This is a genomic window from Deinococcus wulumuqiensis R12 (assembly GCF_011067105.1).
GTDB lineage: Bacteria > Deinococcota > Deinococci > Deinococcales > Deinococcaceae > Deinococcus > Deinococcus wulumuqiensis.
On record NZ_CP049357.1, the window covers coordinates 1,986,512 to 2,012,437 of the forward strand.

Genomic DNA, 25,926 nt, shown 5'->3' on the forward strand with positions numbered 1-25,926 from the left:
GGCAGGTTGGGACAGGCGACTGCTCCCCGGCTGACACTTCCGCGCTTATGCTTTCGCTCATGGTTGCTTCTCTGTCCGGCCCGCCCCTGCCCGTGATTCTCGATGGTGACCCGGGCCTGGACGACGCGGTGGCGTGGCTGCTCGCCTTTGCCAGTCCCGAAGTGCAGGTCCAGGGCGTCACGGCGGTTCACGGCAACGTGCCGCTGCGCCGGGGGGTGCGCAATACCGGGGTGGTGCTCGCGCTGGCGGGCGAGCGGGCGCAGGGCGTGCCGTATTTCGCCGGGGCCGACCGCCCGCTGCTGCGCGAAGAACTGACGGCCACCCAGATTCATGGCGAGACCGGCCTGCCCGCCGAAGGGTTGCCCGAGCCGGTGCGCCCCCCCGAGGCCGGGCACGCGGTGGACTTCCTGATTCGCACGCTGCGGGCAAGTCCGGGACAGGTCACGCTGGTCGCCAGCGGGCCGCTGACCAACGTGGCGCTCGCCTTTCGTCTGGCGCCCGACCTGCCGCAGCAGGTGCGCGAAGTGGTCTGGATGGGCGGCAGCACCGGGCCGGGCAACCGCACCCCCGCCGCCGAGTTCAACGCCCTGGCCGACCCCCACGCCGCCGACATCGTCTTCCGGAGTGGAGCGCCCCTGCGCATGGTGGGGCTGAACGTGACCATGCAGTGCATCGCCACACCGGAGCGGCTGGAGCAATTGCGTTCGCTGGGCAACCGCGCCGGAGCGGTGTCGGCGCAGATGCTGGAGTTCTACGCCGGGGTCTACCGCGAGCGGTACGGGCTGAGCGGCGGCGCCCTGCACGACCCTCTGGCGGTGGCGGCGGCGCTGCGCCCGGAGCTGCTGACGTGGCGGCCCATGCCCGTCGCCGTCGAACTGAACGGGGGCCTGAACCTGGGCCGCACCGTCTGCGACCTGTACGGCGTGACCGGTCAGGCGCCGAACGCGCAGGTCGCGGTGGACGTGGACGCCCCGGCCTTCTTCGACCTGTTGCTGGAGCGGCTGGGCACCCTGCCCTGAAGGGGCCTTGAGAGGCATTATACGGAATCGCGAAATCCGTATCTTTTCCTACTCCTTTCAGTCGGATTGAATCCAGAAATCTGCTGGATTCAATCGGAATCCGTACTACTCGGCGCCGCGAATCTCCACTTCCTCGCCGCCGGGCAGCAGGTAGGCCCGCAGATGCCCGTGCCGGGGGTCGGCAATCAGGTACGGCACCGGGTAGGCGGCGAGCTGCCGGTCCGAAGAACTCGGGGCCGCCGGGCCGTGCGGGTGGCTGTGGTAGAGCGCGACGAGTTCCAGCCCCTCGCGCTGCATGGCGCGCAGCACGCGCAGCAGTTCGCCGGGGTCGGCGAGGTATTCGCGCTCGGGCTGCGGGGAGACGTTGGGCAGCGGGTACAGGGCGCGGACCTGCACCTGCTCGCCGCGCACCCAGCCGCCCAGCGCCCCCACGCACTCGCGCGGCAGCTCGCGCCGAACGTGCGTCCACAGGGCCGCCGCCAGCACGGAAGGCAACAGCACGAACACGCCGGGCATTGTAGGCGCCCCGCAGCAGGGCAGCGGCACCCGCGTTTCTTTCCGCCTCATGCCGGGGGCGTATAAACTGAGCCGTTATGTCGGCGAACTCGCACCAAGACCAGCCCCCGCGCGTTCGGCTCGACGGCGAAGTGGTCGGGTTGCTGCTGCTCGTGGTGGCCTTTTTGCTGGGACTGATTCTGTTTTTGCCCCTGCTCAGCGACCAGGGGGAGGGAGGCGCCCTGGCCCAGGCGCGGCGCATCCTGCTCGACTGGGCCGGGTGGCTGGCGTGGCTGCTGCCGGCGGCGGCGTTCGCCTACGGCGTGGCGGCCTTTACGAGCGCACCGATGCGCGAACTGACCCGCTGGGTGCTCGGCGGCCTGCTCGCGGTGCTCGGGGTGCTGTGCCTGCAAGCCTTTTTTATGCCCGGCCAGAACGGTCACCCCGGCCCGGCAGGCTGGCTGGCCGAGGGACTGGTGCGCAAACTCAAGCAGGTGCTGGGCCTCGCCACGCCGCTGCTGTTGCTGCTCGCCGCCGCGCTGGGGCTGAAATTCATGCTGGGGGTGTCGCTGCTGGGCCTGATTCGCAAGCTGGTGCACTGGCTGATGGGGCTGCTGACCGGGGTGGGGCACAACGTTCAGGGCGCCATCGAAGCCAAGCTGCCCGGCAAAAGCGGCGGCGCCGTGACCGCGCACGACCGCACCGACGTGCGTGGGCAGCTCAGCAAGCTGCGCGGCGAACTCGACGCCCTGCGCCGCATCGACCCCAAAAACGGCGGCCTCAAGGAGCCTTACGAAAAGGTCCGGCGCCTGCAACGCGACATCAGAAGTTACGACGACGAGCAGCTCAAGCGCGTGCAGGACGACCTGACCACCTACGGCCTGATGTCGCGCAACGCGCTGCTGCAAGCCGCCCACGACCTGCGCGTCAAGGTCGAACAGGAAGCGGTGCCGGAAGGCGAAGAAGCCGTGCGCTTCCTGAAAACGGTGGTGGACGACCGCCGCCACGAACTGAGCGTTTTCCTCCCCAGCACCCAGGCGAGCGCCGCGCTCGAACATCTGCGCCGTCACCTCGTCAACCAGATTCTGTCCATCGGTGGCAAGGCCAAGCGGCTGGAATCCGAACGCTGCGCGTCCGAGCGTGCCCTCAAGCAGCCGACGGTGGAGATTTTGCAGCGCGAGCAGAGCGCCCACCTCAAGCGGCAGCAGCAGTGGCAGGACCTTCAGGACCGCTTTCAGGGCTGGCACGCCTACGAGCAGGCCTACGCCGGGTGGCCCGACCTCGCCGCCGAGTTCGACAGCGGCCCCACCGAGGCGGCGACCCAGGTGGCGACGGCCCTGCAGAAGCGGCCCCTGGACACGTTGCGCGACCCGCAGCACTGGCGCGAGGTGCTGGAACAGGCCACCGAGGAAGAAAGGCAGCGCCAGGCGGCCCCCCCGGCAGACGACGCGGGCGACGAGGAGTGGCAAGACGAGGACGAGGAAGGCGGCGATTCGGGCGGCCTGCTCTCGCGCCTCGGTCACAAGCTCGGGCGTCTGGTGGCTCCCCCCGGCCCCGAAAAGGAGGAAAAGCAGGCGCCGCCCCCAGCTCCGGCTGCCGACGCCTGGGACGAACCCGACGAGTTCGCCTTCTCCCCCCACCCGGTCTACGACGCGGCGACGGTGCCCGCGCTCGACATCGACTTCGGGGCCGCCCCCCGCCGCGCCCCGGTGCAGACGGAGCGCGAGTCCGTGCCCCCCGCGCGGAGCCAGAGCCGCGCCCGCCGCGCCGCGCCTGCCCCGCTGCTGACCCCGGACGCTGAACTGCCCAGGCTGACGGCTCCGGCGACCACCCCCCCGGCCCGGTTCGCCCAGCCCCCGGTGCGCCCGGACACCGCCCGCCCGCCCGCGCCTGCTCCGGTGGACCTCGACCCCTGGGACGACGAGGAGGACATGCCCTTCGGCCCCCCGGCGGCGCCCGCGCTGCGGCCAAGCAGTCAGGGGCAGGCCAGTCGGGGGCAGGCCAGTCGGGGGCAGGCCAGTCGGGGGCAAGCGGCCCGCATGGAGGCGGCGCCCCCTGCTGCCCCATCGCCCGCTGCCCCATCATCCGCTGCACTGTCGCCCCGGCCCGGTCCGGCACCCAGCCGCAAACCCGCCCCCGCCCCCTGGGAAGAAGCAGCGAAGGCAGAGCGCCCCGCGCCCAGAGGCACCAGTGAGCGGGGAGGCAGTGAGCGGGGAATCAGCCGCCGGGGGGCCATCAGCCTCGCGCTGCCGGGGGAAAAGCTGCTCGACCCCATTCCCAACGCGGCCAAAAACACCGTCCAGATGGACACGGCGGCCCGGCAGCGCGGCGACATGATCGACGAGACGCTGCGGCACTTCGGCCTTCAGGCGCGGGTGGTGGACATGGCGCGTGGCCCCACCGTCACCCGTTACGAAATCGAACCCGCTCCCGGCGAGAAAATCAGCCGCATCGCTTCTCTCTCCAACGACCTCGCCCGCGCCCTGGCGGTGGGTGGCGTGCGCGTGGAAGCCCCGGTGCCGGGCAAGAGCGTCATCGGACTGGAAGTGCCCAACGCCGAGCGCGAACCCGTCACCTTTCATCAGGCGGCGGCGAGCGCGGCGTTCAAGACTGCGCGGGCCAAACTGCCCATCATCCTCGGCAAGAGCATCGACGGCTCGATGATGGTGGGCGACCTCGCCAAGATGCCGCACCTGCTCGTCGCCGGGTCCACCGGCTCGGGCAAGTCGGTGTGCGTCAATACGCTGATCACCTCGCTGCTCTACCGCTACCTGCCCACCGAACTGCGCTTTGTCATGATCGACCCCAAGATGGTGGAACTCACGCCCTACGACGGCATTCCCCATCTGGTGCGCCCGGTGGTGACCAACCCGGCAGACGCGGCGGGGGTGCTGCTCGGCGCGGTGGCCCACATGGAGCGGCGCTACAAGATGATGAGCGGCGTGGGCGCCAAGAACCTCGAACAGTTCAACGCCAAGATGCGGGCGGTGGGCGAGGTCGAACTGCCGCATCTGGTCATCATCATCGACGAGCTGGCCGACCTGATGATCACCAGCCCCAAGGAAGTCGAGTCGGCGATTATGCGTCTGGCGCAGATGGCCCGCGCCACCGGCATGCACCTGATTCTGGCGACCCAGCGGCCCAGTGTGGACATCCTGACCAGCCTCATCAAGGTCAACATTCCGGCCCGCATCGCCTTCGCGGTGAGCAGCAGCCACGACTCGCGCACCATTCTGGACACCACCGGGGCCGAGCGCCTGACCGGACAGGGCGACATGCTGTTTTACCAGCCGGGGCTGGTCAAGCCGCTGCGCCTGCAAGGGCCGTACATCAGCGAGGCCGAGTCGGTGCGGATTGCCGACGAACTGCGCCGCATGGTGTTCGATGACGATTTCGTCGAGGCCTACGGCAGCGATTTCGAGGGCCTGATTTCGAGTTCCGGCCCCGGCGGGGACCGCTCGCAGATGGATTTCAGCGACCCGTTGCTGCGGCAGGCCGCGCTGGTGTGCATCGAGGAAGGGCAGGGCAGCGTCTCGCGGCTTCAGCGCCGCCTCTCGGTGGGCCACGCCCGCGCGGGCAAGCTGATGGACCTGCTCGAAGCGATGAACATCGTCGGGCCGCACCAGGGCAGCAAACCGCGTGAGGTGCTGATTGGCGAGGCCGACCTGCCCGAGTACTTCGGGAAATAGCCGGGAGGCACGGCAACAAGTTCCGGGCCTCTTTTTCTCCTTTTTCTTCGGAACCCACAGGAACGCTGAACGGCCGCTCGGTTGCAATTTGGCGCGGTGTGTTGTCAATTGTGAGGTGGATTTCCCAAGTTCAATCCAGAGGTGAACTCATGAAGAAGAGACTCGGCCTGATGACCCTGAGCCTGCTGCTCGTTTCTCCCGCTGTGGCCGGTGGCGCCGGTCAGCCCGCCGCCAAGCCCGCGACCTGCAAGAGCATCGCGGCCATCGTTGCGAGCGACCCGCAGTTCAGCACCCTCGCCACGGCGCTCGAAGCGGCGGACCTGACCGGCGCCCTGGCGGGCAGCGGCAGCTACACCCTGTTCGCGCCCACCAACGCGGCCTTCGCCAAGGTGCCCAGCGACCAGCTCGCTGGCCTGCTCGGTGATCCTGAGATGCTGGCCGCCGTGCTGAGCTACCACGTGGTCGCCGAGAAAGCCAGCGCCGCCGAACTGCGCGGCGCCAGCTCCGGCACCACCGAACAGGGCGCCGACGTGCAGATCAAGGTCTCGGGCAGCCAGATCATGATCAACGACGCCCGCGTGGTCAAGGCCGACATCCAGGCCTGCAACGGCGTGGTCCACGCCATCGACGCCGTGCTGATGCCCCCCACCGAAGTCGAAGCCCCCGAAGCACAGGCCCCCGCGCCTGCGCCCGCCGCGCCTGCGCCCGCTCCTGCTGCTCCGGCTGCCAGCACCGCCCCCGCTGCCATCGACGTGCGCAGCATCCCGGCCCTGCCCCTGAGCGGCGCCGTGACGGTCAGCACTCCGGCCACCACCGAGACGGGCACAACTGAAACGAGCACCGAAACCGCCACCGAGGAAACCGCCACCGAAGAAGCGGGCACCGAGGAAGGCACCGCCGTCGTCGAGAGCAACACCCTGTACGACGTGCTGGTGGCCGACGAGCGTTTCAGCACCCTGCGCGACCTGCTGAGCGACGCGGACCTGACCGACATGCTGATGTCCGGCGAGTACACCGTCTTCGCGCCCACCGACGAGGCGTTTGCCGCGCTGCCCGAAGGTGCTCTGGCCGCCGTCGCCAGCAACCCCGAACTGCTGCTCTCGCTGCTGCGCTACCACGTGGTGCAGGGCCGCCTGACCAGCGAGCAGGTGCAGGTCGGCAGCCTTCAGACCCTGGCCGGTAGCCCGCTGACCATCGAAGCCGAGCTGTCCCCCGCCATCGAGTCGAGCACCGGCCTGATCTACCCCGTGGACGCCGTGCTGCTGCCCGAGGGCTTCACCGTACCCGAAGTGGCCGACGACACCGCGATGGTCGAAACCACCGAGTTTCAGACCAGCACCGCCGCCAGCGTGAGCGTCGCCCTCGAAGGCGAAAGCTTCAGCGTGCTGCGTGGCCTGCTGACCCGCGCCGGGCTGACCGACACCCTCGCCAGCGGTGAGTACACCATCTTCGCGCCCACCGACGAGGCGTTCGCCGCGCTGCCCGCCGGAACGCTCGACGCCCTGACCGACGAGCAGGTCAAGAGCCTGCTGACCTACCACGTGGTTCCTGGCCGGCTGACGCTGGAACAGGTCGAGGGCGACACCGAAATCAAGACCGTGCAGGGCACGGCGCTGGTGCTCGGCAACGCCATTCCGCAGTCGAGCGTGACGGCGGGCACCTCCACCATCTACGTGGTCAACGGGGTGCTGTTCCCCAACGACTTCGTGGCCCCCGACCTGTCTGCCCCGGCCACCAGCACGACCACCACGACCGTCACCACGACGACCACCACCAGCGCGGCCACCACCAGCTCGGCCACCACCAGCGCGGTGGCCCCTGCCCAGGCCACCCCCGGCACCGCGCAGGGCGGCGCCATCGCAGGCGGCACCATGACCTCGCCCCCCGCCAACGTGGCCGCCGTGCTTCAGGAAGACCGTTTCAGCACCGTGCGCGAGCTGCTGACCCAGGCCGGGCTGCTCGACACCCTGGGCAGCGGCGCCTACACCGTGTTCCTGCCCACCAACGACGCTTTCGGCAAGCTCGACGCCGCCAAGCTGAATGCCGTGAAGGCCGACGCCGCGCTGCTCAAGCAGGTTCTGACGTACCACGTCGTTTCGGGCCAGCTCGACAGCGCCGGGCTGACCGCTGCCCCCCTGACCACCGTGGAAGGCAGCCCGCTCGCCGTGACCAGCGACGCCAGCGGCCTGAGCTTCGACGGCATGGGCATGGCGCTCGACGGTGGCACGCCCGTCACCGCCGGGACCACCACCGTCTACGTCCTCGACAGCGTGCTGCTGCCCCCCAGCCTGCGCTAAAGCCCCTCGCCCCTGCCTCTCCCCTGCCAGTTGGTGGGGGAGAGGTTTTTTGCTCTTTCAGGAAAGCTTCTAGAGCATTTGACAGAAAGACGTAACGTCTTTTTGGCGAGCGGACTGGGACAGCTCGCAGAGAGCGAGTGCAAAACACTGAGCAGGGCGGACTTGCAAAGCTCTGCGGGGCAGCTCTGCGAGTCCGCAGGAGAGAATGGAGTGATGCGGGGTGCTGTTCCGCGCATCACGTCATTCGGAGAACTGCTCTAGCCATCTGCCATCTGCTCTCCGCCATCTGCCTTCTGCCCTCAACCCCCCGCCCGCTCCACCCGAATCCGGGTGTTGTGAAAGGTGCTGCCCCCGCCCAGGTCCGTCAGCGTCTGGGCGGTGAGTTCATTGATGCTGCGGCCATCGGGCGCCGAGAGGCCCCACCACGTCCCTTCCACCACCGCCACGCCGGGCTGCGCGGCGTCCGTCACCTTCACCCGGCGCCGGACCTCGCCCTGCTCGCTGGTCAGGCGGGCGTATTCGCCGTCCTGTACGCCGTAGGCCGCCGCGTCGGCAGGACACAGCAGGACGTGCGGCTCGCCCCCCTCGGCGCGGTTGAGGTTGTCCAAATTGCCATACGTAGAGTTCAGGAAATGGTGCGCGGGCGGCGTCAGCAGGCGCAGCGGATACTCGGCGTTCAGGCGGGCCTGTGCGGGCACGAAACGCGGCGCGGGGCTGAGTTGCACCTTGCCGCTCGGCGTCTCCGCTCCGTGCGCGTAGGGCAAAGTCCCCTCCGGTAGGTTCAGGCGAAGGGTGCCTTCCGCCTTCAGCCGCTCGGGGGTGATGCCCGCAAGGAAGGGGTGGTCGGTGTCGAGCAGGTCGCGCAGCAGGTCGTCGGCCGTCCAGTACACGCTCTGTTCTTCCACCCCCAGGCGGCGGGCGAGTTGCGCGAACACCCAGGAGTTGGGGCGGCACTCGCCGGGCGGGGTCAGCTCGGCGCGGTTGTGGGCCAGCCAGAAGTGGCCGTAGCTGGTGTAGATATCAGGGTGCTCCATGAAGGTCGTCGCGGGCAGCAGGTAGTCGGCCAGCCGCGCCGATTCGGTCATCGCCTGTTCGAGGACCACCACCAGCAGGTCGTCCCGCCCCATGCCCGCCCGCACGCGGCCCGAATCGGGGGCCACCACCACCGGATTACAGTTGTAGACGAACATGGCCCCGAAGCCTGCCGCCGGGTCCAGTGCGTCCCCCAGCTCGTTCATGTTCACGCGGGGAGCGTCGGGTTTCGTGACGTGCGCCGCGCCCAGCCGCGTCCGGTTCAGCTTGAACGCCCCGCTGGTGCTCAGCACGCAGCCGCCGCCCCGCCAGCGCCAGTCGCCGGTCAGCGCGGGCAGCAGTGTGACCGCCCGCAGCGCGGTGCCGCCGTTTTCGTGGCGGGTCATGCCGTAGCCCACGCGGATATAGGTGGGCCGGGTCGTCCCGATGAGGCGGGCGAAGTCGCGCACCTCGTCTGCCGTCAACCCCGTCACCTCGGCGGTGCGTTCGGGGGTCCACTCGTCGGCGCTGGCCCGCAGGTCGTCCACCCCTTCGGTCACTTCTGCGAGGTAAGCGGCGTCGGTCCAGCCGTTCACGAACAGTTCGCGCATCACGCCCAGCGCGAGTGCGGCATCCGTTCCTGGTCTGATTTTGTAGTGCTGGTCGGCAAAAGCGGCGGTGCGGTTGCGGTAGGGGTCCACGCAGACGACCCGCGCCCCCTGCTTGCGGGCCGCCGTGATTTGCGGCGTCAGGTGCGAGTGGGTGGAGAGGCTGTTGATGCCCCACAGCACGATCAGCCGGGCGTGGGGCACGTCGAGCGGGTCCACCGCCAGCCGGGTGCCGTAGCCCACTTCCCAGGCCGCCGTGCCCGCCGACGCGCAGATGGTTTCCTCCAGTTCCGCCGCCCCGAGCGCCCGCCACAGCGCGTGGACGTGGCTGCCTTCGAGCAGGCCCATCGTTCCCGCGTAGTGGTAGGGCAGGATGCTCTGCGGGCCGCGCTCGGCGATGAGCTGCCGCAGCCGCCCGGCGATGTCGTCCAGCGCCTCGTCCCAGGTCACGCGCTCCCACTGCGGCTCGGGCTCGGACTTGGGGTTCACGCGCCGCAGGGGATACAGGGGCCGCTCGAGGTGGTTTTGCCGCGCCGGATAGTGGACCGTCTTGGCACAGGCAAAGCCGCGCGTATAGGGGTGAGCCGGGTCGCCGGTCAGCTTGACGGCCTTCTCACTCCCGTCCGGCTGCTGCTCGATGGTGATTTTGAGGCGGCAGGCGTCGGGACAGTCGAGGGGACAGGTGAGCAGGGCGTGGCGGGCGGTCATGCCGGGGATTGTAGGACTCCGGGCGGCAGAGGGTGAAAGGCCCCTCACCCTTCCGTCACTCCGCTCCTCCCTCCCTCTCCCCCAGAAGAGGGCCCCGCGAAAGCCTGGGGTGAGGGAGCTTTCCCTCATTCCAAAGGCTGACGCTGCCTTGCCCCGAATCCTTCATACTGAAGCATGACCCTTCCTCTCATGCTGCTGGCCCTACTGCTCGGTGGCGGACAGGCCGCGCCCACGCCGAAGCCGGACGCGGAGCTGGCTACCCTGCGGGCCAGATATCTCGGGAAAGAGGTCTGGGTGTACGGGGGCGGCCCGCTGCGCTGTTCGCTGAAGAATCCACAGGCGAGCGGGACCCTTTCCGTCCCGTACACGGGAACTGTCCGGGTGCTGAACGTGGAGCGCCTCACGGGGACTTTTCCGGTGGCCCCCGTCAAAAGCAGCGGCGTCATGCCCGCCCGGCCCGTGAAGAATCCTCTGCGCCTGCGCCTCGGTCTGCCCAAAGATTTCCGCGTGGAATCGTTGAGCTACAGCGGGACAGAGGAAGTGACGTTGACAGACGCCTCCACCTGCCGAGAAGTCACCGAAACGTATGTGGACGGGGCCGACCTGGAGAAGAATTTCAGCCTTACCCCGCCCGATGCCATCACCCGGCAAGCCCTTGCCCCTTTCTTCAAGCCTGACCCGCAAAAACCCGCCAGCGAAATCGGCCTGACGCACACGCAAGTGCTGTGGCTGCGCGGCATTCCAGAGAGTCCGGTGGGCGACCTCAAAACGCTGCTCAAGGCTCCCGTGTGGCTGTGGAACGGCCTCCCCGGACGCGGCGACAACGTGCTCCATTTCCAGAATGACCGCGTGGTGAAGGTGGAAGTCCCGCGCATGGGGCCGTGACCTACTCCGATTTCGCCGCCTCTGCCCGCCGCAGCCGCCGCCCGACCACGGTGCTCAGCCCCGCCACGGCCAGCAGCGCCAGCGCACACAGGCCCACCACTGCCCGCCAGCCGCCCGCGTCGTAGGTAAGACCGGCGGCCACGCTCGCCGCCGCGCCCGCGTAGTAGGTCATGTTGTACAGGCCCCCGGCCAGGCTGCGGCCCCCCTGCACGCTCTGCTGCACCGCGCTCTGCGCCGCCGCCTGAGCGATAAAGATGCCCGAGGACGCGGCGGCCAGCCCCAGGACGATGACCGGCAGCGCCGTCAACAGCGTGAGCGCCAGCCCCAGCAGGCTCAGCCCCGAAGCCACAACGAGCGTGCGGGCCGTGCCCAGCCGGGCCGCGAGCGGGGCCGACGCGGGCGTGACGACCACCCCGAGCAGGTACACCGTGAACACGGCGCCGAGCGGCCCGCTGCCCAGCGAGTACGGCGCGGCGGCGAGGCGAAAAGTGACGGTGTTGAAGACCGACACCAGCACGAACAGAATCAGGAAGCCCACCACGCAGACGGTCAGCAGGCGGGGGTTGCGCAGGTGGGAGCGCAATGTCCGCGCCGTCTCGCGGGCGTCCACAGCGGGGCGAAACGCGCCCGAGCGCGGCAGACGCCACACCGCCCAGAAGCCCAGCGCGTTGGTGACCATCAGCAGCCAGAACGCCGTGTGCCACTACCCGCCGTGCGCGACCAGCCCGCTGACGAAGCGGCCCAGGAATCCGCCGAGCACCGTGCCGGAGATGTAGGCGCTCATGTAGCGGCCCAGGGTGCCGGGCGGCGTTTCCTCGGCCAGATACGCGGTGATGGCGACGCTGACGAGCGGAATCAGCAGCCCCTGGGCAAAGCGGGCCACGTTCAGGGCGGGAAAACTGCCCGCATACACCGCCCCCAGGCAGGGCAGCAGCAGCAGGGCGAAAGCCCACAGCATGACCCGGCGCCGCCCGAACGCGTCGGCGAGCAGCCCGGCGACCGGCGAGGCGAGCGCAATCGCCAGGGTGGTGCTCCCGATGGCGGTCCCCACCGTGGCGGTGCTGAGGCCAAATTCGCGCGCCAGCAGCGGCAGCAGGGCCTGCGGCGCGTACACGTTCATCAGCAGCAGCGTGCCGATGGCCGCCCCAGCCAGCGGCCCGAAACGGGCGGGAACGGGCGGCGGCGCGGCAGTCATGGCAGCGAGCCTAGTCCTTTGGAGGTGTCTCCGGGAGGGGAACGTCCGCTAACGGCTTATACGGATTCCGCTTAATTCCTGCACAGTCGGGAAAGCGCCGCCTGTGCATCCATATCGCGGAATCCGTATTTTTTCCTACTCGCATCCGCTCGGATTGAATCTGAAACCACCAGATTCAATCGGAATCCGTATTACGCGCCGTGCTGCTCCTCCCACGCCGTCAGGAAACTCAGGCCGGAGTCGAAGAAGGGCCGCCCCAGCGTTTCCGCGCCGAATTCCGCCGCCCGTCCGGCCATCAGGCCCATGAACCACAGCGCACGGGCAGCGACGAAGTGCGGCAGCGCGGCGAGGTCGGCGTCCGTCAGCGAGCGGCGCTCGCGGTAGGCGCCCAGAAACGCGTCCCAGAGCGGCTGGGCCTCCTCCGCGCCTTGCCCCTGCGTGGCCTGACTCCACCAGTACACCGCGAGGTCATAGGCGCGAAAGCCGGGGCCAGCGCAGTCGAAGTCAAAGAGGCCGACCTCGCTCTCAGGGGTCAGCCGAGCGTTGGCCTCGTGCAGGTCGCCGTGACACGCGCCCCAACTCAGTCCCGGTGCGAGGGCCGACAGGCGGGCCTGGGTGCGCTCGGCAGCGGCCCCAAGCGGCGCGGCGAGGTCGGGAAACTCGGCCAGCAGCGGGCGCATCTGCCCCATGGGCTCAGTGATGAGATGCTTCAAGTCGAGCGCAAAACGGCCCGGCGCGGTGAAGGGGTCGGCGGCGTCATGCAGCCCGGCGGCACACTGCCCGTACAGCGCGGCGTCCTCGGGTGTGTTGTCCAGAGCGCGGCCCGGCAGATAGTCAAACATGGCGTAGGCGCGGGGGCCTTCGGCTGCCTCCAGCGCGCCGAACAAGGCTCCATCGGCCCGAGGGATGGGCGACGACACCCTCACTCCCCGACCCGTGATACGGATTCCGCTTAATTCCTGCACAGTCGGGAAAGCGCCGCCTGTGCATCCATATCGCGGAATCCGTATTCTTTCCTACTCGCATCCGCTCGGATTGAATCTGGAACTACCAGATTCAATCGGAATCCGTATGAGGTGCTGGAGAAACGCCAGTTCCCAACCCACCTCTGCCGGCGTGCGCCAGCCGCAGCGGTAGACACGCAGGATGGTCCTCTGCTCGCCCGATTGAACGCGGGAAGTATCGTTCAGCCCCCGCCGCAGCAAGGTCAGCGCCGGCTGCGGCAGGCCGTAGGTTTCGGCCACCATCCCGGCCAGGGCTATAGGCGCGAGAACCGAATGCAGGGCAGGGAATGACATGGCCGCAGTCTGCCTTTCCGGGCGCCGACGCGCATCCGGCAAATGGCTCAGGCCGGGCCGCTGGGAGGGACGGCCCCGCCTGCCCTCACGCCTCGCTCCTGAGCGCGGCCTGTCGCTCGGCGATGACCTGGCGAGCGAGGTGCTCGGGCACGTCCTGGTAGCCGTGCGGTTTGACGCTGAAAGCCCCCCGGTCGCCGGTCAGCGAACGCAGGTCCGCCGAGTAGGTTTGCAGCTCGGCCTGCGGCACGACGGCGCGAATCACGATGACGGTGCCCTCGGGGTCCATGCCCTGCACGCGGGCGCGCCGGGTCTGAAGGTCGCTGATGAGGTCGCCGGTGAGCTGCGCGGGCGCCCGGACGCTGAGCAGCACCACAGGTTCGAGCAGGCCCGGCTTTGCGCCCTCCAGCGCCTTTTTCAGCGCGAGGCTGCCCGCCGCGCGGAAAGCGAGGTCGGAAGAGTCCACGTCGTGGTACGAGCCGCCGAGCACCGTCACGTGCAGGTCCTGTAGGGGAAAGCCCGCCAGCGGGCCCTTTTGCATGGCGTCCTGCACGCCTTTTTCGATGCTCGGCAGGTACTTGGCGGGAATGGCGCCGCCCACCACCGCGCTGCGGAAGGCGTAGCCCTCACCGGGTTCGATGCGGACGGTGCAGTCGCCGTACTGCCCGTGCCCGCCCGACTGTTTCCTGTGCTTGCCCTGCGCCTCGGCCCGGGCGTGGACGGTTTCGCGGTAGGGAATCTGTGGGGCCGCGGTGTCCACTTTCACCCCGAGCGCGGCGAGTTTTTCCACCGCGATTTTGGTGTGCATGTCGCCCATGCCCGAGAGCAGTTGCTCGCCCGTCTGCGGCTCGCGGGCAAAACGCAGGGTGGGGTCTTCGTCCAGCAGCCGGGCCAGCGCGCCGCCGAGTTTGTCCTCGTCCTGGCGGGTGCGTGGGCGCAGGGCCACGGTATGCGCCGGGTCGGGCAGCCACAGCGGGTCGTACTCGATGGGCCACTCGGGGTCGGCCAGCGTGTCGCCGGTGTGCAGCTCGGGCAGCTTGGTGAGCACGCCGATGTCTCCGGCCCGCAGTTCCGGCACCTCGGTCAGCTCCTTGCCGTCGATGACGTAGAGGTGAGCGGGCCGCAGGTCCACGCCGCGGGTCGTGTTGCGCACCGTGTCGCCCGCCCGCAGGGTGCCGCTCCACACGCGGATATACGCTTCCTTGCCCACGAAGGGGTCCACGCTCAGCCGCCACACCCGGGCGCTGAAGGGGGCGTCAGGACTCGGCTCGCGGGTCTGGCCGTCCCGCCCGGCAACCGGGCCGCGCTCCTCGGCGCTGCGCAGGCCGCAGGTGAGCAGGTGCAGCAGCTCGGGCACGCCCACCCCGGTCAGGGCGCTGACGGGAATGACCGGATAGAGCTTCCCGGCGCGGATGGCGGCTTCGAGCGCCGGGCGCAGTTCGTCGTCTCCGGGCTCGTCGCCGTCGAGATAGCGCGTCATCAGGGCGTCGTCGGTCTCGACGATGGCCTCGACGAGAGCCTCGCGGGCCTCGCGCAGTTCCGAGCGCATGGACGTCGGCACCTCGGCGCCGCTCGCCCCGGTCAGCACCTCGGCGATGCCCCGGAAGTCCTCGCCCTGTCCGATGGGCAGGAACGTGGCGGCCACCGGACCTTTCAGGCTGGCCCGCACGTCGGCGAGCATGGTGTAGAAGTCGGCGCGGTCGCGGTCCATCTTGTTCAGGGCAATCAGGCGCGGCATCTCGAAGCGGTCGGCGGTGGCCCACACCCGCTCGGTGCCGACCTCCACGCCGCTGACCGCGCTCACCACCACCAGCGCGGCGTCGGCAGCCCGCACCGCGCCGCGAATCTCGCGCACGAAGTCGGCGTACCCCGGCGTGTCGAGCAGGGTGAGGTCCACGCCCCCGCTGCTCAGGCGCAGCACCGAGGTCTGAATGGAAAAGCCGTGGGCTTTTTCGGCGTCGGTAAAGTCGCTGCGGGCGGTGCCGTCTTCCACCCGCCCCGGACGTGAAATGGCCCCACTGGCGTGCAGCAGGGCTTCGGCAAGCGACGTTTTTCCGGCGCCGCTGTGGGCGGCGAGACTGACCGTGCGGGAAGGCATAAGACCACCGGACCTTTGGGGAAACACTGGCCGCCAGGAACAAAAGGAACAAAGCCGAGGCGGGGCCAGACCGGGGAACGGACGAATGAACGCCGGGCAGCAGGGATGTTTGGGTGCCCGAAGTCTACACCCCCGGCCCCGGCTGATACGGTTTCAAATTGAGTCCCGGACATGTCCGGGCGCAATTTTGCGCGGAGCGCATGGAAAAAATACGGTTTTAAGGAGATGGACGGGCATCCGGCGCCTTTCCGGATGTTCGGGAATCGGATTAAAGCCGTATGATACGGATTCCGCTTAATTCCTGCACAGTCGGGAAAGCGCCGCCTGTGCATCCATATCGCGGAATCCGTATTTTTTCCTACTCGCATCCGCTCGGATCGAATCTGAAACTACCAGATTCAATCGGAATCCGTATGACAAGTGGCTGACCTGCCTGGCGTCTGCCTGGCGCGGCCCGCTTCACGCCCGGCCCCAGACGTCCGGGGCACAGCGCCAAACACAGCGCCAAAAGGGTGTCCGGGGCCGCCTCCTGCGCCCTGATACGGATTCCGCTTAATTCCTGCACAGTCGGGAAGGCGCCGCCTGTGCATCCATATTGCGTAACCCGTATTTTTTCCTACTCGCATCCGCTCGGATTGAATCTGAAACTACCAGATTCAATCGGAATCCGTATGACCTGAAGCTGACGAGTTCCCCCGCAGCCCTCCATTTTCCCAAGCAGGCAGGGCCGGAGCCGAAAAGACGTCAGGAGGAAGAACACCGTCCGGCAGCCTTTTGACCGCCCCCATAGCCGCATTCACCAGACTTTTACACAGCCGTTCCTTTGGCTGAATTCTCAGGGGGTTCCCATGTGGGCGAGGCTGACTGAAGGGGCAAGACAGCGCAGAGACGTGTCAGAAACGGACCCCCCGTTTCACCGTTCCGCTCTGCCCGCAGGAGACGTATGACCCGTGACCGCGATGACCGTTTTGACTACAGCCGCGACGACCGCTACGACCGCCAGGGCCAGGGCCGGGGTGTGGGCCGTCAGGGCGACATGAACGACCGCTACGGCCACTACGACTACGGCAATGCCCAGCTGGACCCCGCCAGCGGGATGCGCGGCCAGGGCATGCAGGGCAAGGGCTACGGGCAGAGCTATGACCGTGACATGCGCGACTACAGCGACCGGAGCATGGGCGGCATGGGCCGCTCGTACAGCGAGGACCAGGGACGCTACCGCGGCGGCATGAGCGGTGGGCAGGACTACGGACGCCAGGGCATGGGGCAGGGATCCGGCCCGGGCTACGGGCAGGACGACCGCAGCTCCGGCATGGGCCCGCAGGGCTATGGCCAGCGCGGCATGGGCCAGGGCGGGTACAGCCAGAGCCAGGGCTACGGCAGCCAGATGGGCGGCCAAAGCTACGGAGGCCAAAGCTACGGGGGCCAGGGCATGGGCATGTCCGGTATGGGCCGTGACTATGGCAGCTCGACCAGCATGGACATGGGCTCGATGGGTATGCAGGGCGGCTACGGCCAGGGCTATGGCCAGTCGCAGTCCTATGGGCAGTCTGGCATGGGCTCCGGTCAGCAGGGCTACCGTGGTAAGGGGCCCAAGGGCTACCAGCGCAGCGACGACCGCATCAAGGAAGCCGTGAGTGACGCCCTCGAAGACGCCGACCACGTGGACGCCGAAAACATCGAAGTGCAGGTGCAAAACGGCGAAGTGACCCTGACGGGCACCGTGAGCGACCGGGTCCAGAAGCGCCGAGCCGAGGAATGCGTGGAGCACCTGCGCGGCGTTAAGGACGTGCACAACCAGTTGCGCGTGCAGCAGCAGAGCGGCATGAGCAGTTACGGCAGCCAGATGGCCCAGAGTGGCCAGGGCAGTCAGAGCGGCAGGGGCGCAATGGGCACAGGCTCGATGGGCATGGGCAGCCAGGGCCAGGATGACTCCAGTTCGTCTTCCAGCCACAACAGCAACCTCGGCCAGGACTCCATGACCAGCGCCGGCAACGAAACCAGTAGCGACAGCAGCTCGGCGGGCACGGGCAGCGGAAGCAGCAGCGCCACCGGCAGCACCGGCGCGAGCAGCACGGGCAGCAGCACCTCGACGAGCAGCAGCACTCAGAAATAAGCCTCTCTGAGGTTTAGAGCATTTGACAAAAAGAGGGCACCGCTTTTTGGCGAGCAGAGCGAGTACAAAACACTGAGCAGGGCGAAGAATGGAGCGGGTGGCGGTGCCCTTCCGACGCACGCGTAATTCGGAGAACTGCTCTAGGCGCCGCCCCGGCAAGGTTCGTTCCTGCCGGGGCGGGTTTCTATGCTCAGCGGCGCAGGTCGCGCAGGGAGGCCTGAAGTGTCCGCCACTGCTCCAGCGTCAGTCCGAGGGCGCGGGCCTGTTCTTCCTCGGACTGCTGCTGGGCATCTTCCAGCCTGAGCTGGTGCCGGGCGAGATGCTCCAAGTCGCTGTCGGTGGGGCCGAGCGTCAGGCCGGGCAGATCAAAGCGCATGGCTGAGGGTAGCCCGGTGAGGCCTACGCCGCACCTCCGCCGCCTGGCCTCTTTCAAAAGCAAAGAGGCCAGAGCTCCCGCCCCAGCCGCCTTTTTTTCTCTCTTTCTGCCGTTTATTCCAGCGTCACCAGATAGTCGTACAGGTCCGGCCCGCCGGGGTGCCTTTCGACTTCCACGTTGGGCACTGCCTTTCCGATGCGCTCGGCGAGGGCGTCGAGGTCTTCGGGCGTCTTTTGCGGGCCGCCGAAGACCGTCACGATTTCCTGACCGTCGTAGCCGCGCCCCAGCATCTCCAGCACGCTGTCTTCGGGGGTACCGCCCGCCTGCACCAGTTCGTCGTCCTGCAGGCCGATGACGTCGCCTTCCCGGATGTCCAGCGTGCGCCCGTCCTTCGTCGTGATGTTGGTGGTGCGGCTCGCCCGCGTGACCTCGAAGGTGGTGACGGCCTGCGACGCTCCGGTCATGGCCTCGCGCAGTTCCTCCGCCTCCGTGTCCGGGTTGAAGGCCAACGCCGCGCCCAGCCCCTGCCCCAGCGTGCGGGTGGGAATCACGACGGCGCGGCCTTCCATCAGTTCCATCGCTTTTTCGGCGGCCATCAGGACATTCTTGTTGTTGGGCAGGATGATGACTTTCTCGGCGCTGACACTGCGCACCGCGTCTACGATGTCCTGCACGCTGGGGTTGGCGGTCTGCCCGCCCGAAACGATGCGTGCGCCCAGCGCCCGGAACTGCTTGACCAGTCCGTAGCCGCTCGCGACGGCGACCAAACCCGATGTCGGGATTTCTTCCTCGGCCCGCGCCGCCGCGCCCGCCATGCCCAGAATCTCGGTGTGCTGCTCGGACATGTCCTCGACCTTGGTCTTGAGCATCTTGCCGTAGCGCCCCACCGTTGCCAGCAGTTCGTCGGGCTGGTTGGTGTGGATGTGGCCCTTGACGTAGCCCTCGGCGCCCACGACCAGCAGCGAGTCCCCGAACGGGCTGACCAGTTCGCGGATTTCTTCAATCGGTTTGGTCGCCTCGCTCATCAGGAACTCGGTGCAGAAGCCGAATTCCTCGGTCTCGAACCCCTGCTGGGCGTACTGGGTCACTTCGGGCGCGGCGGGCAGGGCGTCCCCGCGCAGCGCCGCCAGCATCCCCTGCACGACGTACAGGTACCCCTGTCCGCCCGAGTCGATGACGCCCGCCTGCCTCAGCGCGGGCAGCATGTCGGGGGTCTGGTCGAGCAGCTTCTGGCCCTCCAGCAGCGCGTTTTCCAGCACCATGTCCACCGTGTCGGCTTTCTTGGCCGCGCCGTCGGCCACGCCCCGCGCCACGGTCAGGATGGTGCCTTCGACGGGCTTCATGACTGCGCCGTAGCCGCTTTTCTGGGCCGCCCTGAGCGCCTTGCTCAGCCCAGCCGCGTCCACCTCGGCGCTGTCGCGGATGGCCTCGGCAAAGCCCTTGAGCAGTTGCGAGAGAATCACGCCGCTGTTGCCGCGTGCCCCGAGCAGCGCCCCGTAGCTGATGGCGCGGGCGACAGAGGGCATGGACCGGTCGTCGGCGGTGTCGAGTTCGCGCCGCACCGACTGCATGGTCAGGTGCATGTTGGTGCCGGTGTCGCCGTCGGGCACCGGGTAGACGTTGAGGGCGTTGACCTGCTCGCGGTACACGCCCAGCCAGTCGGTGGCGGTGCGGAACATCCGGGCGAGGTCGGCAGGCCCCAGTGTGGCGACATGCTCAGACACGCTGCACCCCCACCGCGTGAACGCGCAGCGCGGCGAGGTCGATGCCCGCCTGGGATTTCACGACGTGCTGGACCCGCTCACGGATGTTCTCGGCCACCCGGGGAATGTTCACGCCGTAGGCCGCCACGATGTAGAGGTCGGCGGTGAACTTGCCGCTCTCCTTGCCGATGACCACGCCGTCGGACACGTTGGCGCGGCCCAGCACACGGGAAATGCCTTCCCTGAGGTTGGCCGGGGCCATGCCCACCACGCCGGGAATCTCATGGGCCGTCAGCCCGATGAGGGAGGTCAGCGCCGCCTCGGTGATTTGAATGCTTCCGCTCACAATAGAAGAAGTATACGCGGGGTCACTCGCTCAGCCTGCGATGGTCGCGCTTTCGAGCTTCACCCGTTCCAGAACCCGCTCCGGGGTGAGGGGCAGCGGGTCGGCGTCGGGGTCGCGCCAGTCCTCGGCCAGTTCGGTCATCGCCTCCGCCACCTGACGGCGCAGCTCTCCTTCCCCCTTTTCCAGACGCAGAAACGCGGCGCGGTCAACCTCCAGCGCGGCTTCGTCGCCCTGCAACCCGGCGCCACTGTCGGCAAAGGTGTGGGCACTCAGCGAAAACGGCACGCCCAGCGCCGCCGAGGGTCCGTCCCAGCGGCTCAGGCGGTCGTCGTAGATCAGTTCACCCAGGATCAGTTCACCCAGCACCGCGTCCTGAAGGGTGGGAATCAGAGGCCCCATGTTAGGGTCTGGTCCCCACCTCTATCCTGAGCTATGGGCCGACGCGAACGCTTTTCACAGTACGAGTGGGCCACGTGGCCGGACGAGGAGCTGTTGGCGCAACTGGCGACTATGCAGGGCATGGTCAACATTCGCCGCATCGAGCAAAACGTGATGGGCGGCCCCGGTCTGGTGGTGGACCTGACAGACGAGTATTTCCAGACGGGTCAAGTCATGGCGGACGGCACCTGGCCCCACCCAGCGCGGCACAACAGGGTCTTGCGCCTGACCTGGGAAAGCCGCTGGAAAGAAGTGGGGGGCGGACTGAACGGGGGCGGCGTGACGGTCTTCGAGAGCGGGGAAATCTATGCGCTGGAAACGTATCCCGAAGGTTACTGCGGGCCATACGCCCAGAGCTATTCGTGGAACCCGGACGCACCCGACTGCGGCAGCACCCTGCTGGAAGTCGTGAACGACCCCGACCCCTGGATTACCGAACTCCTGAACGACAGCCCCGATTACGGCGTGTTTCCGTTGGGTGGGCGACCCGTGCAGGTGCATCCCGACACCTGGGAGCGCAACAAGGGCAACGGCTGGGAGACGCCGACGGGCCGCTACTTTCCTGCCGATGACAAAGGGAGCGATTCGGGCGTTTACTTCTGGACGGGTGAAACCGAACCTACGCGAGAGCAGCAGGCCGAATTCGACGCTGCCGTGAAGCGCAATCAGGAAGCGCAGGCCGCGCTGGAACGCTCCCGCCCGCGCTACCGCCACCTGTTTATCGCGTCCAACTCGGTGATGGTGGAACTCCTGTGCGAGGGGCTGCCGCGCTGGGAGTGGGCAGAGGTCGCAGAGAAAGGCTGAAGCGAGGGCCTACACTACGGGCATGAGCTTCGACTCGCTGCCCGCCCTGCCGCTGGAGGAACAGCCCCAGCCCCAAAGCCGCATTCCGCGCCGCCAGACCGTCAGCGTGAACGTGGGCGGCGTCATGGTCGGCTCGGCACACCCGATTGTGGTGCAGAGCATGACCAACACCGACACGGCCAACGCGGAAGCCACCGCCATGCAGGTGGCGCAACTCGCCCGCGCGGGCAGCGAAATCGTGCGCGTGACCGTCAATACGCGGGAAGCCGCCGCCGCCATTCCAGAAATCGTGCAGCGGCTCGCCGACATCGGCGTGCAGGTGCCCATCGTGGGCGACTTTCACTACAACGGCCATATTCTGCTGCGCGAGTATCCCGAAACCGCCCGCCTGCTCGCCAAATACCGCATCAACCCCGGCAACGTGGGGGCCGGGCAGCGCCACGACGAGAACTTCGCCACCATGATCGAGGTCGCGGGGGACTTCGACAAGCCCGTGCGCATCGGCGTGAACTGGGGCAGCCTCGACCAGCAGGTTTTGGCCCGCCTGATGGACGAAAACGCGGCGAAGGGCCACCCCAAGTCGCCCACCGACGTGACGATTGACGCGATGGTGGTGTCCGCCCTGGAATCGGCCCGCTTTGCCGAAGAACTCGGCCTCGCCCACGACAAGATTCTGATTTCGGTGAAGGTGTCCAGTGCGCCCGAACTGTGGCAGGTCTACCGCCAGCTCGCGCCGCTGTGCGACTACCCGCTGCACCTCGGCCTGACCGAAGCGGGCATGGGCATGAAGGGGATGGTGGCGAGTAGTGTGGCCCTCGCGCCGCTGCTCACCGAGGGCATCGGCGACACCATCCGAGTGAGCCTGACGCCCGAACCGGGAGCCAGCCGCAAACTGGAGGTCGGAGTCGCCCAGCAAATCCTGCAAAGCCTGGGCCTGCGCCAGTTTTTGCCGCAGGTGACGAGTTGCCCCGGCTGCGGGCGCACCACGTCCAGCTTTTTCCAGAGCCTCGCGCAGAAGATTCAGGACTACATCCGCGAGCAGATGCCCGAGTGGAAGGGCCGCTACCCCGGCGTGGAAGACATGCAGGTGGCCGTCATGGGCTGCATCGTCAACGGCCCCGGCGAGAGCAAACACGCCAACATCGGCATTTCGCTGCCCGGCACGGGTGAAGACCCCCGCGCTCCGGTGTATCAGGACGGCAAGCTGCTGACGACGCTGAAGGGGCCGCGCATCGCCGAGGAGTTTCAGGAGTTGCTGGAAAAGTACGTGGAGGAGCGGTACGGACGGGGAAGCTAGCCTATATTTCATGCCATCATGCCAGGCTAAGAGCATGACGACGCTGAGCGCGAAAGAATCCATCAAGGTCATTGGGGCCAGCGGACAGATTTCGCTGGGTAATACGGATTCCGCTAAATTCCTGCACAGTCGGAACTACACCGCCTGTGCATCCATATCGCGAAATCCGTATCTTTTCCTACTCCTTTCAGTCGGATTGAATCCAGAAATCTGCTGGATTCAATCGGAATCCGTATAAGGAGTATGCGGGCCGCACCGTGCTGGTCGAGGAACGCGAACCCGGCGTGTGGCATATTCGCACGGCGCGAGTGGTGCCCGATAATGAGCGCTGGCTGACGCCTGAAGCGCGGGAAAAAATTGTGCGGGCCGTCGCTTGGGCCGAACAAAACCCGGGCCGTGCCACCACGCCCGAGGAATTCGAGGCATTGGTTCAGAAGCTGCAAGCCCTTCCCTGAATGCCGCAACTCGACCTCAACAATCCGGCTTTCCAGTGGCAGACGGTTGAACTGGAAAAGGCCGAGCGGCACGCCCTCATCAGCACTTTTCGCAAACTCCTGTCTCTGGAATGGGACGAACTCTACACGCATCCCGGCCTGAACTGGGAAGCCGTGAAGGACGTCGAAGGGCCGCAGGGTCAGACGCCGTACTCCTTGCGTGACAGAAAGTGACGCGCATGCCCCGTTCTTTAGAGCGGGGTCAAGCGGCATCCGTTCCGCTAGGAACGGCAATGCTGAGGCTTTTCGTGCTATGCTTAAACGGCAATGCCCCGACGGGTGGTCAGACCCTCGGAGCGTGGCAAGGCAGTTAGAGGCTGCCAAGCATGGAAAACAATACCACCATCAAGACGCACAAGTACCGCTTGTACCCCACCAAGCCCCAAGAGGCCGCCATGTTTGAGACATTGCGCCTCACTCGGCAGTTGTACAACGCCGCACTGGAACAGCGTATTTCGGCGTACAAGAAGCAGGGTAAGACGGTTACGGGCTACGACCAGCAGAAAGAACTCACGGCGCTCAAAGAGGCGTGTCCTGAGTTTGAAGCAGTCTACTCCCACGTCCTGCAAGAACCCTTTGAGCGGCTGGACAAGACGTACAGGAGCTTTTTTGCCCGTGTAAAGCGTGGGGAGAAAGCAGGCTTTCCCCGTTTCAAACCCGCTCAGAGATGGAATAGCTTCAAGTTCAAGGAAGTCTGGGATAAGAAGAAGGGCCGCTGGCTCACCCCCGGCAGGCCCACCGACGACGGAAAACGCATCAACATCCCCAAAATCGGCAGCGTGAAATGCAAGTTTCACCGCCCGCTGGAAGGCACGCCAAAAACGCTGCAAATCCTGCACGAATGCGGCGAATGGTACGCGGTCTACACCTGCGAAGTGCCCAAGAATCCCTTGACCCCTACGGGGTCAAGCGTCGGGGTGGACGTGGGGACGACGTGGTTTGCCATCACGTCAGACGGCGAGTTTGTGGAGAACCCCCGTCACCTGAAAACCGGACTGAGAAAGCTCCGTGTCCAGCAGCGCACCGTGGCCCGCCGTAAGAAAGGCAGTAACAGGCGCAAGAAAGCCGTGAAGCTGGTCGCCAAGAATCATCAGAAAATCCGCCGTCAACGGCTGGACTTTCACCACAAAACCGCCCGGAGGCTGGTCAATGAACACGACGTAATTGCACACGAAGATTTGAAGGTTTCCAACATGGTGAAGTCCAACTTGGCCCGCTCCATCTCCGATGTCGGATGGAGTCAGTTCTTCGACATCCTTTCCCTGAAGGCTGAAAGTGCCGCCCGGAAAGTGATTCGCGTCAATCCCATGTACACCTCGCAAACCTGCCATCAGTGCGGCCACCGCAGCAAGGAAAGCAGGCTGAGTCAGTCGCGCTTTAAGTGCGTGAACTGCGGACATGAGGACAATGCAGATTTGAATGCAGCGCGAAACATTCTCCAGGCCGGGGCACGGCCTTCAGGCGTGAACGATAGCGAGGTTATGCATGTCGTCGCCTGAGAAGCCTCGCTCTTTAGAGCGGGGAGTTGTCACAGCGCCTATTCTTGACCCATGAACCTCTGGGGCACCGGACCTTTCGACAACGACAGCGGCAAGGCGTTTATCGACGAAGTGCTGCAAGACGGCGACTACGCGCTGGCCGAAGCCTTCGACGTGGTGCTGGACGCCGACATGGACTTTATCGAGGCCGAAGAAGGGCAGCGCGTGATGGCGGCGGCGGAGATTCTGAACGCGGTGCTCACCGGCGACACCTCGCGCCTCGTGGACGCGGAGCTGCGCGGCTGGGTGCAGCAGGCCGACGCCCCGGCGCTGGCGTCCCTGAAAACCTCCGCCCGCAACGCCCTGGCGCGGGTGATGGGCGAGCAGAGCGACTTGCCGGGCCTCTGGGAAGACGGCGAGGACGCCGAGGTCTGGCTGGGCGAGGCGCAGCGCCTGCGGCAGGCCCTGTCCTGACCGGAAACTGACCCCCCAAATGGGGGTGAATGTGCCATGAGAACTTTCCTCAGAGCTTTGAGACATGGCATCAGGCTCACGTCACGCGGGGGGCACAGACTACGGGCATGAAAAAGCTCCTGACCCTCTCCGCCCTGACCGCCACCCTCGCCGCCACCGCCTCCGCCGCGCCTGTCATCAGCGCCCAGAGCATCATCGTGAACCCGGTGCAGAACAACGTGAACGTCCGCGTGTGGACCAACAAGGACACCAGCGGCACCCGCACCCCCAACTACTTCCCCGGTGAGCGCATCCAGATTTCCACCAGCGTGGACCAGGACGCCTACGTCTACCTGTTCAACGTGGACCCCGAGGGCAAGGTGGACCTGATTCTGCCCAACCGTTACTCGGGCGGCCAGAACTACCTCAAGGCCAACACCACCAAGGTCTTCCCGCCCGCCGGCGCCGGCTTCACCTTCGACATCGCCGCGCCCTACGGCCTGAACAAGGTGCTCGCGCTCGCCAGCCGCACGCCCCTGAACATCGACCAGATCGCTCAGTTCAAGACCCAGCAAAGTGGCTTCGCCACCAGCAGCGTGCAGGGTCAGCAGCAACTCGCCCAGGCGCTGAGCATCGTCGTCAACCCCGTCGCGCAGCCCATTCCCCAGAACAGCTGGGACTCGGCCACCGCGTTCTACAACGTCGCCCAGCGCCCCGTGGCGGCCCCGGCCCCCGTGCGTCCGGCCTACCCCTGGACCCAGGTCCGCACCTGGCGCTCCTACACCCCCTACACCCAGGGCACCAACGTGGTGACGGTCTACCAGAACTACAACACCCAGCTCACCGACCAGGGCTACCGCCTGGTGAGCCGCAACCAGCGCGGCGACAACCTCTACGCCACCTACCGCAGCAACAGCGGCACCGCCCAGCTGCTCATCCGTCTGGTCAACGGCCAGTTCGAAGTGCGCATTACCCGATAATCAGTGCAGATGGCTCAATGCTGATGGCCGATGGCTAAAGGCAAGAGAGGCAGGCCGGGAGATTCCAAACTCCCGGCCTGCCCCTTTTCTCCCCTCTCCTCTCTACTCTCCCCCCCTCTACCCTCATACGGATTCCGATTG

General features: G+C 67.0%; 21 protein-coding genes and 1 pseudogene. 12 read left to right on the plus strand and 10 right to left on the minus strand.

The genetic code is table 11. The annotated features are described in order from the left end of the window. Nucleotides 1–59: 59 nt before the first annotated feature. The gene (locus G6R31_RS09650; protein ID WP_040384203.1) at nt 60–1,019 is read left to right on the plus strand and encodes a nucleoside hydrolase; all 960 of its coding nucleotides are present in this window, start codon (nt 60–62) and stop codon (nt 1,017–1,019) included. A 105-nt stretch (nt 1,020–1,124) separates the two neighbouring features. Here G6R31_RS09650 and G6R31_RS09655 read toward each other — a convergent pair whose 3' ends face one another. Then, a complete protein-coding gene (locus tag G6R31_RS09655) occupies nt 1,125–1,535 on the minus strand; it encodes a M67 family metallopeptidase (protein ID WP_017870054.1) in 411 nt (136 codons plus the stop codon). 77 nt (nt 1,536–1,612) lie between these two features. On the opposite strand from G6R31_RS09655, the gene G6R31_RS09660 reads away from it, so the two are divergent. After that, a complete protein-coding gene (locus G6R31_RS09660; RefSeq protein ID WP_017870053.1) occupies nt 1,613–5,203 on the plus strand; it encodes a DNA translocase FtsK in 3,591 nt (1,196 codons plus the stop codon). Nucleotides 5,204–5,352: 149 nt separating this feature from the next. Then, nucleotides 5,353–7,500: a fasciclin domain-containing protein gene (locus G6R31_RS09665; protein WP_017870052.1), complete on the plus strand. Its 2,148-nt coding sequence runs from the start codon at nt 5,353–5,355 to the stop codon at nt 7,498–7,500. 299 nt (nt 7,501–7,799) lie between these two features. Here G6R31_RS09665 and G6R31_RS09670 read toward each other — a convergent pair whose 3' ends face one another. Next, nucleotides 7,800–9,827: a molybdopterin oxidoreductase family protein gene (locus G6R31_RS09670; protein WP_017870051.1), complete on the minus strand. Its 2,028-nt coding sequence runs from the start codon at nt 9,825–9,827 to the stop codon at nt 7,800–7,802. A gap of 174 nt (nt 9,828–10,001) precedes the next feature. On the opposite strand from G6R31_RS09670, the gene G6R31_RS09675 reads away from it, so the two are divergent. Continuing rightward, the gene (locus tag G6R31_RS09675) at nt 10,002–10,712 is read left to right on the plus strand and encodes a hypothetical protein (RefSeq protein WP_017870050.1); all 711 of its coding nucleotides are present in this window, start codon (nt 10,002–10,004) and stop codon (nt 10,710–10,712) included. Nucleotide 10,713: 1 nt separating this feature from the next. Here G6R31_RS09675 and G6R31_RS17095 read toward each other — a convergent pair. The 4 genes and pseudogenes from G6R31_RS17095 to G6R31_RS09695 form a co-directional block, all read right to left on the minus strand. Beyond that, nucleotides 10,714–11,907: pseudogene (locus tag G6R31_RS17095) on the minus strand (MFS transporter). A gap of 191 nt (nt 11,908–12,098) precedes the next feature. Continuing rightward, on the minus strand, nt 12,099–12,872 hold the full coding sequence (locus G6R31_RS09685) for a phosphotransferase enzyme family protein (RefSeq protein WP_373284312.1): 774 nt from the start codon (nt 12,870–12,872) through the stop codon (nt 12,099–12,101). Between the two features lie 51 nt (nt 12,873–12,923). Next, a complete protein-coding gene (locus tag G6R31_RS09690) occupies nt 12,924–13,205 on the minus strand; it encodes a hypothetical protein (protein ID WP_017870046.1) in 282 nt (93 codons plus the stop codon). A gap of 85 nt (nt 13,206–13,290) precedes the next feature. Then, on the minus strand, nt 13,291–15,300 hold the full coding sequence (locus G6R31_RS09695; RefSeq protein WP_017870045.1) for an elongation factor G: 2,010 nt from the start codon (nt 15,298–15,300) through the stop codon (nt 13,291–13,293). A gap of 943 nt (nt 15,301–16,243) precedes the next feature. Here G6R31_RS09695 and G6R31_RS09700 point away from each other — a divergent pair. Further along, a complete protein-coding gene (locus G6R31_RS09700) occupies nt 16,244–17,416 on the plus strand; it encodes a BON domain-containing protein (protein WP_017871936.1) in 1,173 nt (390 codons plus the stop codon). Nucleotides 17,417–17,606: 190 nt separating this feature from the next. Here the strand turns inward: G6R31_RS09700 and G6R31_RS09705 are convergent, their stop codons facing one another. From G6R31_RS09705 to G6R31_RS09720, 4 genes are all read right to left on the minus strand, one after another. Next, nucleotides 17,607–17,792 (minus strand): hypothetical protein, encoded by a 186-nt coding sequence (locus G6R31_RS09705; protein WP_017871937.1) that lies wholly within the window; start codon nt 17,790–17,792, stop codon nt 17,607–17,609. A gap of 113 nt (nt 17,793–17,905) precedes the next feature. Further along, nucleotides 17,906–19,471: a DAK2 domain-containing protein gene (locus G6R31_RS09710; RefSeq protein WP_017871938.1), complete on the minus strand. Its 1,566-nt coding sequence runs from the start codon at nt 19,469–19,471 to the stop codon at nt 17,906–17,908. 37 nt (nt 19,472–19,508) lie between these two features. Beyond that, nucleotides 19,509–19,841, minus strand: coding sequence for an Asp23/Gls24 family envelope stress response protein (locus tag G6R31_RS09715; RefSeq protein WP_017871939.1), 333 nt, complete (start codon nt 19,839–19,841; stop codon nt 19,509–19,511). Between the two features lie 30 nt (nt 19,842–19,871). Next, on the minus strand, nt 19,872–20,240 hold the full coding sequence (locus tag G6R31_RS09720; protein WP_017871940.1) for a DUF2262 domain-containing protein: 369 nt from the start codon (nt 20,238–20,240) through the stop codon (nt 19,872–19,874). 33 nt (nt 20,241–20,273) lie between these two features. Between G6R31_RS09720 and G6R31_RS09725 the strand changes: the two genes are divergently transcribed. The 7 genes from G6R31_RS09725 to G6R31_RS09755 all read left to right on the plus strand — a co-directional run bounded on the left by G6R31_RS09725 (nt 20,274) and on the right by G6R31_RS09755 (nt 25,785). Continuing rightward, nucleotides 20,274–21,083, plus strand: a complete 810-nt coding sequence (locus G6R31_RS09725) for a hypothetical protein (RefSeq protein ID WP_017871941.1) — start codon at nt 20,274–20,276, stop codon at nt 21,081–21,083. Between the two features lie 22 nt (nt 21,084–21,105). Beyond that, nucleotides 21,106–22,380 (plus strand): flavodoxin-dependent (E)-4-hydroxy-3-methylbut-2-enyl-diphosphate synthase, encoded by a 1,275-nt coding sequence (gene ispG, locus G6R31_RS09730; RefSeq protein ID WP_017871942.1) that lies wholly within the window; start codon nt 21,106–21,108, stop codon nt 22,378–22,380. 257 nt (nt 22,381–22,637) lie between these two features. Then, a complete protein-coding gene (locus tag G6R31_RS09735; protein ID WP_017871943.1) occupies nt 22,638–22,835 on the plus strand; it encodes a hypothetical protein in 198 nt (65 codons plus the stop codon). Further along, entirely contained in the window at nt 22,836–23,048 is a 213-nt protein-coding gene (locus tag G6R31_RS09740) for a hypothetical protein (RefSeq protein WP_017871944.1), read from the plus strand. Nucleotides 23,049–23,200: 152 nt separating this feature from the next. Next, nucleotides 23,201–24,373 carry an RNA-guided endonuclease InsQ/TnpB family protein gene (locus G6R31_RS09745; protein WP_025567762.1) on the plus strand — a complete coding sequence of 391 codons (1,173 nt, stop codon included), beginning with the start codon at nt 23,201–23,203 and terminating at the stop codon, nt 24,371–24,373. Nucleotides 24,374–24,424: 51 nt separating this feature from the next. Next, nucleotides 24,425–24,826 (plus strand): DUF4259 domain-containing protein, encoded by a 402-nt coding sequence (locus G6R31_RS09750; protein ID WP_017872049.1) that lies wholly within the window; start codon nt 24,425–24,427, stop codon nt 24,824–24,826. Between the two features lie 107 nt (nt 24,827–24,933). Continuing rightward, nucleotides 24,934–25,785, plus strand: coding sequence for a DUF4384 domain-containing protein (locus tag G6R31_RS09755; RefSeq protein ID WP_017872050.1), 852 nt, complete (start codon nt 24,934–24,936; stop codon nt 25,783–25,785). Nucleotides 25,786–25,926: the final 141 nt, after the last annotated feature.

Excerpts from the sequence above, each read along its gene's own strand:
- G6R31_RS09740 (WP_017871944.1), top strand. The coding sequence starts at position 22,836 with ATGCCGCAACTCGACCTCAACAATCCGGCTTTCCAGTGGCAGACGGTT.
- G6R31_RS09670 (WP_017870051.1), bottom strand. The coding sequence starts at position 9,827 with ATGACCGCCCGCCACGCCCTGCTCACCTGTCCCCTCGACTGTCCCGAC.
- G6R31_RS09695 (WP_017870045.1), bottom strand. The coding sequence starts at position 15,300 with ATGCCTTCCCGCACGGTCAGTCTCGCCGCCCACAGCGGCGCCGGAAAA.
- G6R31_RS09705 (WP_017871937.1), bottom strand. The coding sequence starts at position 17,792 with ATGCGCTTTGATCTGCCCGGCCTGACGCTCGGCCCCACCGACAGCGAC.
- G6R31_RS09745 (WP_025567762.1), top strand. The coding sequence starts at position 23,201 with ATGGAAAACAATACCACCATCAAGACGCACAAGTACCGCTTGTACCCC.
- G6R31_RS09675 (WP_017870050.1), top strand. The coding sequence starts at position 10,002 with ATGACCCTTCCTCTCATGCTGCTGGCCCTACTGCTCGGTGGCGGACAG.
- G6R31_RS09650 (WP_040384203.1), top strand. The coding sequence starts at position 60 with ATGGTTGCTTCTCTGTCCGGCCCGCCCCTGCCCGTGATTCTCGATGGT.
- G6R31_RS09665 (WP_017870052.1), top strand. The coding sequence starts at position 5,353 with ATGAAGAAGAGACTCGGCCTGATGACCCTGAGCCTGCTGCTCGTTTCT.
- G6R31_RS09720 (WP_017871940.1), bottom strand. The coding sequence starts at position 20,240 with ATGGGGCCTCTGATTCCCACCCTTCAGGACGCGGTGCTGGGTGAACTG.
- G6R31_RS09750 (WP_017872049.1), top strand. The coding sequence starts at position 24,425 with ATGAACCTCTGGGGCACCGGACCTTTCGACAACGACAGCGGCAAGGCG.
- G6R31_RS09710 (WP_017871938.1), bottom strand. The coding sequence starts at position 19,471 with ATGTTCCGCACCGCCACCGACTGGCTGGGCGTGTACCGCGAGCAGGTC.
- G6R31_RS09755 (WP_017872050.1), top strand. The coding sequence starts at position 24,934 with ATGAAAAAGCTCCTGACCCTCTCCGCCCTGACCGCCACCCTCGCCGCC.
- G6R31_RS09725 (WP_017871941.1), top strand. The coding sequence starts at position 20,274 with ATGGGCCGACGCGAACGCTTTTCACAGTACGAGTGGGCCACGTGGCCG.
- G6R31_RS09655 (WP_017870054.1), bottom strand. The coding sequence starts at position 1,535 with ATGCCCGGCGTGTTCGTGCTGTTGCCTTCCGTGCTGGCGGCGGCCCTG.
- G6R31_RS09690 (WP_017870046.1), bottom strand. The coding sequence starts at position 13,205 with ATGTCATTCCCTGCCCTGCATTCGGTTCTCGCGCCTATAGCCCTGGCC.
- ispG (WP_017871942.1), top strand. The coding sequence starts at position 21,106 with ATGAGCTTCGACTCGCTGCCCGCCCTGCCGCTGGAGGAACAGCCCCAG.
- G6R31_RS09700 (WP_017871936.1), top strand. The coding sequence starts at position 16,244 with ATGACCCGTGACCGCGATGACCGTTTTGACTACAGCCGCGACGACCGC.
- G6R31_RS09660 (WP_017870053.1), top strand. The coding sequence starts at position 1,613 with ATGTCGGCGAACTCGCACCAAGACCAGCCCCCGCGCGTTCGGCTCGAC.